Below are 13,460 nucleotides of genomic sequence, written 5' to 3'. Positions count from 1 at the left end.
CATTACACCTTTAAGACATACCCAACACCTCGAACAGTGTGAATAAGTGGTACATCCACATTACAATCTACTTTTTTGCGCAAATATCGAATATACACATCAACAACATTTGTATCACCATAATAATCATATCCCCAAACATTCGTTACAATTTGCTCACGATTTAACACTTGATTTTCATGTTTCATTAAAAAGAGTAATAAATTAAATTCACGTGGCGTTAAGTCAACTAGATTATTCCCTCTTTTCACTTCTCTCGTTTTCTCATCTAAATATAAATCTGCAATTTGATAACTACTATTTTCCTCTTCTTTTATTACGTATGAAATTCTTAAACAAGCACGAATCCTCGCTAATAATTCTTCTATTTGAAATGGCTTTGTAATATAGTCACTTGCTCCTTGATCTAAACCACTCACTTTGTCAACAACTGAGTCACGAGCAGTTAGTAAAATGATAGGTATTACAGCATTTTTTAAACGTATTCTTCGAAGAACTTCTAACCCACTTATATTTGGAAGCATTACATCAAGTAATATTAAATCCCAGTTTCCATTGCCGAACTTTTCCATTGCTTCTGTACCTGTTTTTGCAATTTCACTTTCATATCCTTCAAATTCTAATTCTAACTGCACGACACGAGCAATTTTTTCTTCATCCTCAACGATTAAAATCCTTTCTCCCATAAAAACCTCCTACAATATATATTTACACCATTTCAGTATAACAAGTAATAATTTCCTTAAAAAGAAAAAATACCCAATATCTTTTCTCCTTAATGAAAAAATCAGGAATGAAATATATTCCTGATTTTTAAAGTGACAATCCAACCCATTGCCAATATACATAGTAAAATATAACCATTACAAATATATAAATAACGCTTAAATAACTACTTAATTTTAATAAATCTTGCGGCTGAAAAGTTTCTCTATCACTTTCTTGAAATAAAAGTAGTGCTTTAGAACTGACTGGAAAAGTTAAACAATAATTCATTCCAACAATACCTAAAAATAGGACGGCTACTTCATTTAATTGTAGACTACTTGCAAAGTATAGTAGTGGCGGAATGATAATTACTGCTCTCGTAGTGTGAGATGTAATATATAAATGTGATGTTACTGAAAGAAGAACAATTATTAGTAGCACAATGAAAATTGATTGATCATCAATTAATTTTGTTACAGAAAATAACTTCTGCATAATCCATTGCGCTGCACCACTCTCCATTAATGATTTCCCTAATGCAATTGCTGCTCCAACAAATAAAATTAAATTCCACGAGACACCTTTTAAACTTTCTTTCCACTGCATCACGCCAAGTTTTGGTAAAGTTAATAAAAACACTCCTAATATAGTTACTGTTGCAATTTCCAAACCGTGTAACCACTCTGTTAACCAAAAAGCTACCATCGCTATTAAAATACTGATTGTATACTTTTCATTTCGCGATAATTCAAACTTAACTTTTTTCTGTTCTAGTTTTGTTTTTACTTCCTCTTTGTCTAAAAATAAAAATAATATTACACGACAACTTATAAAGCTCATTATGAATCCAAATGGAAATCCCCATATTAACCACTCTACAAATGTAATATCCTTATTATTAAATTCCTTTAACATATCTAGGGCAATTAAATGGGAACCTGCACCAATAATTGTAGAACTTGTTGAAACTAAAATAACAGTAGGCATTAAAATTGCTAATGCTTTCGTAATTCTTCTACTCCCAATTTCTTTTGATATAGCTTGAAAAACAGGTAATACAACCGCTGCGCGTCCAGATGTTGATGGAATAAAGAAAGCGAGTATTTGAATAATCATAGTCAAAATCCCGCACAAGCCCAAAATATTCCGAGCACGATTTACAACAAAGCACGTCATTTTCTCAGCTAAACCGGTAGCTTGAAGTGCCCTTCCTAAAATAAACGAACCGATCATAAGCCAAATGACATCTGAAGCTAACGAATCAAATAAAAGATCTTGCTTTGCTGTTCCTGAAATAATTAGAAATAATACAGAACCGAGTGCAATATAGGCCGAATTTATCGTTGTTGTTGTCCATAATATAATTGCGCAACAAAATCCAAACAAACTCCATTTTGCTTCCAGCGTTAATGACGATGGAAGCAAAAGAACTATTTCTACCATTAATATAAGTGCTATGGGCAGAACCCAGGATGACTTAATTTTCGGAGTATCATTATTATTCACATGTAATTCCACTACATTTTTTTCAATCATGATACATACCCACTTTTATTCAAACGAGATGCGATTTGATAGCCAACTAAAACTGTACGCATCGTACTCTCTGTACAATCACCAAGCCATTTCTCCGCATTAGAAAAAGCATTTTCTAATGAAGATGGCATTGGTAATATGCTTGTATATGCATCAATTCCGTAATCGTAATTAATACGTGCTCCTTTACCGACTGTCCCTACTAACGCTATTACTGGTAATCCATATCTTTTTGCACATTTAGCCACCTCAGCTGGAATTTTCCCACGTGGTGTTTGAAAATCTATACTTCCTTCCGCGGTAAATACAAGATCACACTTTAGCAATAGTTTATTTAAATCCATATACTTCATAATAATGTCGTATCTCGGATGTAGCGTTGCCCCTATTAAAGCTTGCAGTCCAGCACCAAGACCGCCAGATGCACCACTTCCTGGTGTATGATGTATATCTATACCTATATCTTTTTTTATAATAGAAGCATAGCGCTCCAATGCTTTTTCTAGTTCTATTACTTGTGCTTCGTTAGCACCTTTTTGCGGACCGAACACTCTAGCTACTCCCTGTTCGCCGCATAATTGATTAAACCAATTACAAGCAACATCAATTTGGACATGTCTTAATCTAGGATCTACTTGTGACGTATCTATTTTTGAAACTTGTAATAAAGAGGTGCCACCTTGAATTTGTATTTCCTTCTCATCTTCATTAAAAAACTTTACACCTAACGCTTCAGCCATACCAGCACCTCCATCAGACGTACCCGAATCACCACAACCTATTAATATACGATCTACTCCTTTGTTTAAAGCTAATTCGATTAACTGTCCAACACCATGAGTAGTCGTTTTTCTAGGATCACGTAAATCTCTTGGTACAAGGCGTAACCCAGCCGCCGCAGCCATTTCAATAACAGCTGTACGCTCACCATCTCTCGTTTCAAAAACACCAAAATAAGATTGTATCTCATCTCCAACAGGTCCCGTTACTTGTACTTTATACATTTTTCCACCAGTAATATTTATAATTGCCTCTGTAAACCCTTCCCCACCATCAACCATTGATAAAGTCTCTACAGTAGCAAGTGGCATAACTTTTAAAATCCCTTCTTTCATTACATCAGCAGCTTCCTTCGCCCCTAAACTTTCTTTAAATCCTGATGGTACAACTAAAATACGCATGTATTATTTCTCCCTTCACCTTATATATCTTTCGTATCTACGGCTTATATTAAAGGTGAAAAAAGAGAGCACAATTAAGCTTACATTAAAATTTGATGAGAAAGTGCTGAATTTTGCGAACCAAAAAATCCGTTGCACTATTGAATAGCGCAACGGATACATTCCTTTACTCTTTATTCAATTTTATTTCTCTATTACGGGACAATACTTGTACGATTTCGCGTTTCCTGTACTCAGCAAGCAAAATTGCTTTAAGTTTATATTTTGTAAGTTTTGTAGTAACAGTAGGAAAACTTTTTTATATCATGATAACTACTACGTTAAAATTTACGAGTTTATACGAGTTCGTTAGTTTCATATAAATTCCATGTATTTAAATTCATCGCCATATAAAATGTCATCTTGCCTAAGCTCGTACTTCTTTTTCTTTTCACTGTAAATATACTTCATTCGCACTAATCTATATATTCTGCTGTACCAATGAAATCCAACTTGTAGGTAGTCTTATCTACGAAGTTAACAATTTTACCTTCTTTATTATAATCATAATTATAAATTAAAATGATGGTATTGTATTTAGACTTTATCTTAATGTTATTGTACTGTTGTATTAATTGATTATCATATGAAAAATCTACTAACAGCTTTTCTATGTCATCTTCAGCATCAGGAATCCAATCTTTTTCAACTAAGTCCCTATCATAATAACCTAATTTAAAATCTTTCTCAAAAATAGAGGGAATACTATCTCCATCTTCATTATATTTTATTTCAGTGTACGTTTCGAGTTCATCAAAATCACTAAAGCATCCTAACCATAAAGAAACATCGTTTTTCATTTTTTACCTCCTCAAACCTTCTGGTAAATCCATAATGCCATTTTTCATTCTATTTTCAGCCCACTCATTAAGCCCTTTAACAAAACTTTCATAGTCAGAAGCAGAATCAATAATCTTTAACATTTCATTATGTGCTTTTGTCGAGCCTCTTCTTCCATGACGACCAGGTGGATTTACAAATTCAACATCTTTAGTCAGAGACCTCATTTCTTTAATATCATCCATACTAATTCCCCACTGCTTAAATTTAGGAGTTCTTGCTACAAGATGCCACTCATGGTATCCTCCTGGGCGTCTAATCCTATCTTCTATTTTACTTCTCAACTGAGGATTATTCCACATTTCCTCAAATTCTTTTGCTGATAGATTATCAAACCATTTATTAAACTCATTGTTTCTTACTGATGGAATTTTCACATCACTTAAATGCTTACTATTCCCACTAGTACTCTTACTACCTTCACCCGTACCCTATGTTGTAATCTTAAACCCTCACAATAAAAAAGCAAACCATGTACACCTTATTAAACTACTTCTTTTTCTTCTACTATCGGCAACTCATATGCCGTTTTATATTTCATCATGCCATATACAATGTTTACAAGCCTTCTCATAATACATACCAATGCTTGTCCTTTTGTTTTTCCTTCTTTAAGCTTCTTTTGATAGTACGCATGAAACACTGGATTTCGTGGCATCTTACTGCCTTTTGCTACTTGCACTTGCTGTACTGCTAAATTATAAAATAAAGCGTGTAGCGCCCTGTTTCCTTGTTTACTTTTATGTGTCTTACCTTTCCCACCAGAACCAAAGTAAACAGGTGCAATCCCCGCAAATCGTGCTAATTTATTGGCATTTGGAAATCGTCTTACATCCCCAATTTCAGCTATTAATGCTGATGCCGTCACAAGTTCTATTCCCGGCATCGTTTCTAATTGATAATCTAGTAGATTTACTAGCTGTTTTAATTCTCTCTCGATGTATTTCATTTCTTTCTTTTTAAACTCAATGTCCCGTACAATACTTCTTACTAAAAAATCTCGTGTTTCTTGATACTCCTTCATTGTATGTCCATCTTCTTTTACAAGTTTTAATATGTCGCTTGCTTTCTTTACTGAACATGTATTGTTGCTAACATCTAATAAAAAAGCTGTTAATTGCTTTATATTTGCCCCCTCTAAACAAGGGGGTGACGGATATTGCTGCCAAAACGCTAATGCTGTTTTTCCATCTAACTCTGAGAAAAACTTTTTATAACTTGGATAATGGTGGTTTAATTGAATATGTAATTGGTTCTTTAATGCACTTTGTGCTTTTACTAATGCATTCCTTCTTGAAACCAATTGTTGTATCGACCAAAATAAATCGTTTGGCTTTGCATCTGGCAATTGATTAAATTTGTTTACCAATATGCGTGCTACACATTCCGCATCCCAACTATCATTTTTTTGTATCATCACTTGGCTTTTTCGTTCTAAAAATGATAAAGCCGGATTTACTTCTTTCACTATTCGTTCATGATCTACTAAATATTTCGCTAACGCTCTTCCGTAACCACCAACATCTTCTAAACCAAATACAACAGTTATCCCATCACACACATATGTCTCTACTTCTAATAAGAACTTCGAAAATGCAGATGGTTTATTCTCAAATTGTATTTCTCCTAGTTTCTCTTGCCAACAATTAATAATAACAGCCGTATGCTGCTCTTTATGTAAATCTACTCCTACATACAAATAGTTCTGCCTATGATGCATAACTCATCCCTCTATTCAATGATTTAGTCATATATAAAAATGTCGGCAACCTTAGTTCGAGCGTTCATCTTCCGATGCGCATAGGTACGCAAGCCTATCCATTTTCATCACTCTAGTAGTATGTATAGTAAAATGAGCTAATTTTTTAAGTGAGTTTATAAAATAATTGCTGAATGTTTCCCATTTGTCTGTATTTGACCATATGTGTATATCCCTCGATAAAAGCTCTCCCGGTCTAACATGCGTTTCACTTGTACTTTCGTAAACCGTTTCCCTTTCTCTGTACGATAGCCTTCTGCATTCAGTCGTTCTGCCAATTGAGTCAGCGACCACTGCCTAAAAAAGTGTCGTAACTCAAATAGTCTACGTACAACCACTGCTTTTTCTGCATCTACTTCTAACACTTTTTGTCCTTTCTTGACTGTGTAACCAAACATCACACCGCCACCCGCATATCCACCTTGTTCCGCTTTCTTCTTTCTGCCTCTACTCAGCTTCAATGCAATCTCGAGACGTTGATATTGATCTAGTAGTTCTAACATGCCATTTACTAAAAAATCATTTGGGTCATGCGTGTATATACTATAATTGGGTTGTTCAATCGCTTTCACATCAACCTTATGTTTCTTTAGCTCTCGTTGTATTAATACTTTTGCCATATCAGAGCGCCATAACCGAGATGTATTTAATACAATCACGCGCCTCACTTGTTGATATGCCATATCTGACAATAGTTCTTGTAAGCCTTCACGTTCAACTGTTAATCCATTTTCATCAACAGTTGCGCCACTTAGTCCTCTATCTTCATATACATGAAGCAATTGTAAGTTATTTTCCATACAGTAACGTTCGATTTCTTCTACTTAATACGTTAAGCTATAACCTTCACGTACTTGTCCTTCTGTTGAAACTCGTACATAACCAACTACTTTCTCTTCCATATTGAGTCCTCTCCCGTTACAGCAATTACAATCCCTGTAACGTTTACCCATTTTTTGCGGATAACATGTGCATAACGTTCATCCGTTAAAACGTACTTTACGATGACTTCAAAAAATAACACAACCCTTTATTTTTCCCTCTACTATCGTCGTACACTGTACATAGCCATTACAGTCTATAAAACAACAATAAAAATTTAACACTTAATGCACTTATAAAATTATAACGCTCTTTTAAATTTCTACACTAAAACGCAAAAAAGCACTTGTTGCCTTTAATTGACAATCAAGTGCTTTAAGTTCATATGTTTTTAAGTAACATAAATTTGTAAGTTTTATAGTAAGCGTATGGAACTTTTTGTATGTCATGACAAATATTATGTTAAAACTTACGAGTTTGTACGAGCTTGTTAGTTTAATATACATTCCATGTCTTTATATACGTCGCACAGTAAAATGCCATCTCGCCTAAGCTCGTACTTCGTTTTCTATTCTATCATTGCACACAGTACTCTATGATGGTACAACCATCATGGAGTACGTACTTTCTAACAGCCTATTATTTTCCTGTACACTTCATAATATGTTTTAAATTAATTACAGCCAATACTTTGTCACTCCTGTATGCAAATGCTGTAACCTTTATAAGTCACTAAATCTATCTTTAAATTCCTTTTACGCAGCTAAACATTTAACTTTTCAAAAATTTAAGATACTTAGTATTCTTCGGATTCCCAAAACATCTACCTTCTGATTTTGTATTGGCAATGCTAAAAAATTCTTTTGCGGTTTCTAAATCATCTAATTCAAAAGCAACTTTCCCTGCAATAAATTCCTTGTCACCGGAATCTATACGTGCAAATCCAGTTAAAAATATTTTATCTGCCCACTCCTTTGCTTTTTTTAAATCATTTACCATAAAACAAGTAGAGATAATATCCTTAACTAAATGGTAACTCTCTTCACAATAAATACCTTTAGGATTAGGTATTATATCCCATGCCTCTTCTAATAACACAATAGAACCATTATAGTTACCATTATTAAATTGTTCATTACTTTTTTCCAAAAGACTTTCAAATTCTTCTTTTATAGGTGATTGTAAAATAGCCATATTTATCCTCCTCAAATCATATCCTTAATCAATTCAAAATACTTTTCATCCTCATTATAATAGAGTTTATAGCCTTCTAAAATGTAAGCTCTTAACAAATACTCCTTAGCTTTATCAAGCTCTCCACACTCGAATAAACTCTCTCCAAGTCTCAGTAAAATAAATGGATTTGAAATACCATCCGGACAATTTAGTGCATTATATAAATTACTTTTTGCTTTCTCATACTCACGATTTAAAAAATAAGTATCTCCTAATGCTGTATAAATCCATGTACTTGTTTCCCAATCGGTCTTCGGCAACGGAACCAAATCCAGAGCAGCTATATAACTCTGTATTGCCTTATCATCTTTCCCTTTTTCAATAAAAGCATTTCCCTCGTTACATAATTTTACAATTCGATCATACACTTGATCGTTGAGTTCCAATATAAACCCCTCCCAATAATCATTTATTTGGTGACAAGTAGGTTTCATTTAACTTTGCACCTGCGGATCGATTTAACCTATAATGATCTAATACATAATTATTGGAGTCTAACATCCATTCTCTAACTTCTGGGGACTTCGCTCCATAATATCTACCTGTACTGTTCCACCATGAAACTGCATCTGTTAAATGAGCCATATCTGCTTGATCTATTGGATACCATTTATTATCACTTGCCATAAATTCTATTTCACCATCACGTGTTGTACGGATTTTTGGTGGAATTTCATTTTCCATTCTTTCCATTACTTCTTTACCCGTTTTGGAGCCTTTTCCAGGCGTATTCCCCATATATTCCAAGCGTTTTGTTATGCCACTTGGTTCAGGTAAACCCACTTCTTTATTACTTGCGTAACCCCCATCTGGTCGGTGCCATTTTCCATTTACATCTTGATAATAACCTTTAGGAGTTTCACCCGTACCCTTAACAACCTTACTCTCCATATACTGATAAGCCTCTTTCAGAGAATACTGTCCTCCCCCTGAGACATTTCCTACTCCAGCCATGGCGAAGCCTTTTCCCTCACCTGGGATCCATTTGTATTCCAGTAATGTTTTTACTGCGTGCTGGATTTTTTCATTCCCCTGCAAGAAAGTTGTTTTTACGGTTGTGGCGCCTTTGTTCCATAGGCTTCCGATTTTGTCGGCAAATCCTTTTGCTGTGGAGGCTACAAAGTTTACACCCTCTTTTACTTTGTGGCTGGCTGTTTTTATACCATCGACAGCTGCTTTCCCAGCTTTTCCGGCTACCATTGTTACGCCTTCGCCTAGTCTTTTTCCTGCTTTTACAATCGTCTTCCCAAAGCTAGAAGCGACATACTTTATTCCTTTTCCAGCAAGACTTGCCACTTTTCCAACAGGAACAAAGTTTAGGAGTGTCCATCCTGCGGCGATGAGTCTTTCTTTTGTTGATAATTCTTTTCCTGTAATAGGGTCTTTACCGGTAACTGCACGAATTGCATCATTTACTCCGATGAATTCAGCTGCTCCTTCTATTCCCTTTTCCCACCATGATTTTTCATGTTTCTTTTCTTTTTTATGGGCTTCTTTCAATTTTTCATTTTGTTTCTTTTGATATTCTTCATCAGCTTGACGAAACTTTTGAGCGATACGCCGTAATTCTTTTTCTGTAACTTGTAAGTTACGTATGTAAGATTCCATGAGTCTCATTGATCTCATATATTCCCCATAAAAATGTTGACTCGTTGCTCCTTGCCATTGCATTTGAATACTAAACATAGATTGATTGAGATTTTGTTGTATGTTCTGGCTGTGTGTTTGCATCTCTGATATGTTTTTGGCAATTTGTTCGAGTTGTTCAGGTTTGACCTTAATTTCCAAACCTTCTCCCACCTTCCTCTATTTTATACCAAAAAGAAATAGAACTGCATCAATTTTTACTTATTCCCTTTAGAAAAAACATCAAAAATACTGTTATCACAAATCGCTTCAATTTCTTCCTTTACAAATAATTTTTGAAATTTTGTTCCTGGGTTTAATATTACATTTGCCTCTAAATCTATCGTCTTTAATAATTCAACTGCATTCATAGAAACATACGGACATTCTTCTGGAATAACCATTTCTAAATGTTTCAAATCAGAATACAGTGGTAACATTAATCCTTCTTCCATTTCAAAATAATGAATTTGCAATTGTGTATTTTCAGTTGAAATCAAATTCCCTTCTTCATCTACAGTTGTATCTCCCTCTACAGAAGCAACAACGTACAAATTTGATTTCTGTAATATCTCATAAAAATGAACTCTTTTTTCTTCATTCTGTAAAGCTTCCACTAACGCCTCATCTAATGGACAAATTTCTACTAAACTCATTGAACTTCACTCCTTATGCGAAATTTAAATTCGTTATTTTTGAATATTGATTACTGGTACTTCTTTTGAATCATTAGTTCTATTCACTAGATTTAAGTAGAAATGTGATACTGTAGTAGTATAATATGGCGAAATCCAAAGGTATGGGAGATTTAGTGTAAACATTCCCACCAATGAACCTAAAATAAACCAACCAATGAAACTTAACCAAGTGATAAATAAATCTAACTTATGTCCTTTCATCATCATTTTACTTTTTTTAATTGCTTCACTTGCTGTACATTCTGGATCCTCTAACATAATGTAGTAAGCCATAGAATAAGAGAAAAATTTAATAATACCTGGAACAATGAACAAAAGACTCCATAAGCTAATAAATATTGTTTGTAAGATACCTAGTTTCATAGCTCTAAATATATTATTTGAATTGAAACCAGCAAATAAATCACCTATTGTGGTAGATTCATTTTTTGCTAAACGTAATGTAATTGTATAATAGCCGTAACTCATAACACTTTGTACAACAATATAAAGAATAAAAATAATAGCCCATACAATAATTTGAGATAAAATAAAACCAAAATTAATTTGAGGTTCGCCGTATGCATAATATACAAAGTTCTCGGGTCCTATAACGTCTATAAACAAACCAAAAATTAGAAATACTACTATACCAATGATATACATACTTGCTACGGGAATGAGGTAATTAAGAAACGTTGAACCTACCCCTAATCCCCAATGGCCTTTCAATGAGGATAATGCTTCCCTTTTTAAATTGCTAATCATCTTTTTTCCACCTTTCAAATTCTCCATTGCGAATAGCGTGACTATGATGAATAATTAATGAGTTTAGTAAAATTCAAATTTCTACTAAACTCATTAATATTTACTCCTTATGCGGAATAATTTCGCCATCTTACGCAAAGTAAGATGGCGAATGTTAAATCCAATTATTTTTTAACGTTCATAGCTTTAATTTTTTCTACATTCTCTTTTGCTTGTTTCGTTATTTCTCCATTAATAGCATTTGCATATTTATCACGACTTAAAAATTCAAAACATTTATATGCATTATTCGTATCAGTTGCAGACATATATCCTGCACCTTTATTAAACATTTTTAGAGCTACCGTATTCATCCATTCTTTTGCATCTGCTTCTGGATATCCTAGTTCCATAGAATGATAAGTTAATTCAATTGCTGAAGCTAAATCTTCAATCGTATCTTTATTCCCGCTTACCTTTGCAGCTTCAAATGTACTCAAATACTCAATTGCCGCTTTTACCCCATCTTTAATTCCTAATTCTTCGATACCTGGTGTTTTATATAAAATTTGATAGTTGTTTAACGCTGATTTATATTGCGTTTTTTCTAACTGTTTTGCTTCTTTAATTACAAGACCAGCAACATTAGAAAATCCTGTTTTGTCAACAACACCGCGTGAAGCTGCTTGACCATAATAATGTAAAGCATTATAAAGGCTCGTTTGTCCTTCTTTATTTGCTTCATCACCTGCTAATTGAATAAGTTGAATTCCCTCCATTTTTTTGGATGCATTATCAATCATATTCATACCGCTAATTTGGCCAATCGTTTTATCAATATCTTTTAACTGTGCAAGTAATGCGTATGACGGTAATAACGTTTTACCTACTTCACTTTGCCATCCTGTCGTTCCATTCATTTTATTCCATTCATTTTCTGTATCTGTCCATAATTTATTCGCATAATTCACCATTTCTTCTCTTGAACGTTCCAATGGGTGCTTTGTACGAATTGCATTTGCAATATTTAATACCGCTGTATAATATTCTCCATTATTTGCAGCATCGTTTGCTTTTCTTTCAAACATTAGCGGCATTAATAACTTATGAGATTCATCTTGAACAGATTTTTCTACTCTTGCCGTATTTGCTAATAAATTCGCTTTATTTATAGCGTCTTCCACTGTAAATTTAGGATCTTTTATTTGTCCTCGAAGTCCCTCTACAGCCACACTAAATTGCTGCTCTAATTTTTCTTTTTGTTCTCCTGTTGCCCCGTCAACATACTTATTTGCTAATAGTAAAGCATTTTCATATTGTGGATTCGCTGGATTTAAATATGTTTCTATTTCATCGATTTCTTGACTAAATGGTTCAGATTTTACTTGTGCTTTTTGAGTACTTGAATCGATTTTACTTGTTTTCTCGTTATTTTTGGCACCTTCAGTCTTTGCATCTTTTTGGTTTTTCTCAGTTGCTATACTTGTTGCCTCATTTTCTTCTGTAACTGCTTTTTCTTCATTACTACTAGTATTTTCTTTTACCGCGCTTGCTTTTTCTTTTGTCTCAGTTGCAGACATCACTACTGATGTTTGGATATTAAGGTTCTGTAATTCTTCTTGTAATAGCTTATTGAAAATATCTTCTACATCTTGATTCGCTTTTTCTACTAATGCAGGATCTACGCTTTCAAGTACTGATGTAACTAAATAAAATTTACTTAATGCTTGTTCTAAAGATGCTACATCCCCTGTATTTGACCACTCTCTTTTTTCTTCTGTTGCTGTTTGATAAACTTTTTCTGCTACAGATTTAATATAATCCTTCTTATTTTCACTTAAATATCTTTGTAGCTCTTCTGGTGTAGTAACCGATTCATTTAGTACATTCATTTGATTACGTAAATAGAATAGTGCTCTCTCATTTGAATATTTACCACTTGTAAGAATTTGTTCTACATTATCTAATGTTAACTTATGTTCAGCTATCGATTTTGATTTTGATGGTGTATTCAATTGACTAACAAGCGTCCAGTCTTCCTTTTTACTATAGTAGTTCGTTAAATTATTTAATGCATTTTCATCTAGTTCTTTTTGACTCGTATAAAAATCATTAAAGAAAACAGATGAGTAATATTTTCCATTTCCAGCGTACCACTCAACTAAAATATCGCCCGTTTTTGGCGATACTGTAATTGTTGGGTGTGTTGGTTCTGGTGGCTTTGGATCTACCACTGGTGGCTTTGGATCTACCACTGGTGGCTTTGGATCTACCACTGGTGGCTTTGGA

13 protein-coding genes and 1 pseudogene are annotated in these 13,460 nt (G+C 33.9%); all 14 read right to left on the bottom strand.

The window, feature by feature from the left end; all coding sequences use genetic code 11:
- Positions 1 to 2: 2 nt before the first annotated feature.
- Positions 3 to 686: a response regulator transcription factor gene (locus ACQVV1_RS00070; protein WP_242251798.1), complete on the bottom strand. Its 684-nt coding sequence runs from the start codon at positions 684 to 686 to the stop codon at positions 3 to 5.
- 127 nt (positions 687 to 813) lie between these two features.
- Entirely contained in the window at positions 814 to 2,244 is a 1,431-nt protein-coding gene (locus ACQVV1_RS00065) for an SLC13 family permease (RefSeq protein ID WP_242251796.1), read from the bottom strand.
- Positions 2,241 to 3,425 (bottom strand): glycerate kinase family protein, encoded by a 1,185-nt coding sequence (locus ACQVV1_RS00060; RefSeq protein ID WP_242251794.1) that lies wholly within the window; start codon positions 3,423 to 3,425, stop codon positions 2,241 to 2,243. The genes ACQVV1_RS00065 and ACQVV1_RS00060 overlap by 4 nt, the downstream gene beginning before the upstream one ends.
- 455 nt (positions 3,426 to 3,880) lie before the next feature.
- Complete coding sequence (locus ACQVV1_RS00055) at positions 3,881 to 4,264, bottom strand: immunity 22 family protein (RefSeq protein WP_242251792.1); 384 nt, start codon at positions 4,262 to 4,264, stop codon at positions 3,881 to 3,883.
- A 3-nt stretch (positions 4,265 to 4,267) separates the two neighbouring features.
- Positions 4,268 to 4,681: a hypothetical protein gene (locus ACQVV1_RS00050; protein WP_087095005.1), complete on the bottom strand. Its 414-nt coding sequence runs from the start codon at positions 4,679 to 4,681 to the stop codon at positions 4,268 to 4,270.
- 107 nt (positions 4,682 to 4,788) lie between these two features.
- Positions 4,789 to 6,024: an IS110 family RNA-guided transposase gene (locus ACQVV1_RS00045; RefSeq protein WP_242251790.1), complete on the bottom strand. Its 1,236-nt coding sequence runs from the start codon at positions 6,022 to 6,024 to the stop codon at positions 4,789 to 4,791.
- A 155-nt stretch (positions 6,025 to 6,179) separates the two neighbouring features.
- Positions 6,180 to 6,965, bottom strand: a pseudogene (locus tag ACQVV1_RS00040) (recombinase family protein).
- Positions 6,950 to 7,087: a hypothetical protein gene (locus tag ACQVV1_RS00035; protein ID WP_242251789.1), complete on the bottom strand. Its 138-nt coding sequence runs from the start codon at positions 7,085 to 7,087 to the stop codon at positions 6,950 to 6,952. The pseudogene ACQVV1_RS00040 and the gene ACQVV1_RS00035 overlap by 16 nt, the downstream one beginning before the upstream one ends.
- A gap of 569 nt (positions 7,088 to 7,656) precedes the next feature.
- Entirely contained in the window at positions 7,657 to 8,079 is a 423-nt protein-coding gene (locus tag ACQVV1_RS00030; RefSeq protein ID WP_242251787.1) for a hypothetical protein, read from the bottom strand.
- Between the two features lie 11 nt (positions 8,080 to 8,090).
- Entirely contained in the window at positions 8,091 to 8,507 is a 417-nt protein-coding gene (locus tag ACQVV1_RS00025) for a tetratricopeptide repeat protein (protein ID WP_242251785.1), read from the bottom strand.
- 19 nt (positions 8,508 to 8,526) lie between these two features.
- Positions 8,527 to 9,909: a WXG100 family type VII secretion target gene (locus ACQVV1_RS00020; RefSeq protein WP_242251783.1), complete on the bottom strand. Its 1,383-nt coding sequence runs from the start codon at positions 9,907 to 9,909 to the stop codon at positions 8,527 to 8,529.
- A 56-nt stretch (positions 9,910 to 9,965) separates the two neighbouring features.
- Positions 9,966 to 10,403, bottom strand: coding sequence for an SseB family protein (locus ACQVV1_RS00015; protein WP_063223282.1), 438 nt, complete (start codon positions 10,401 to 10,403; stop codon positions 9,966 to 9,968).
- Between the two features lie 33 nt (positions 10,404 to 10,436).
- Complete coding sequence (locus ACQVV1_RS00010) at positions 10,437 to 11,192, bottom strand: DUF975 family protein (RefSeq protein WP_242251782.1); 756 nt, start codon at positions 11,190 to 11,192, stop codon at positions 10,437 to 10,439.
- Between the two features lie 164 nt (positions 11,193 to 11,356).
- Positions 11,357 to 13,460, bottom strand: a 2,104-nt coding sequence (locus ACQVV1_RS00005) for a hypothetical protein (RefSeq protein ID WP_431168411.1), incomplete at its 5' end; no start/stop codon positions are given.

The sequence above is a fragment of the Bacillus basilensis genome (assembly GCF_050630465.1).
Taxonomy (GTDB): domain Bacteria; phylum Bacillota; class Bacilli; order Bacillales; family Bacillaceae_G; genus Bacillus_A; species Bacillus_A basilensis.
Note: the sequence above shows the minus strand (reverse complement) of the source record. Positions and strands in the feature narration are given on the sequence as shown.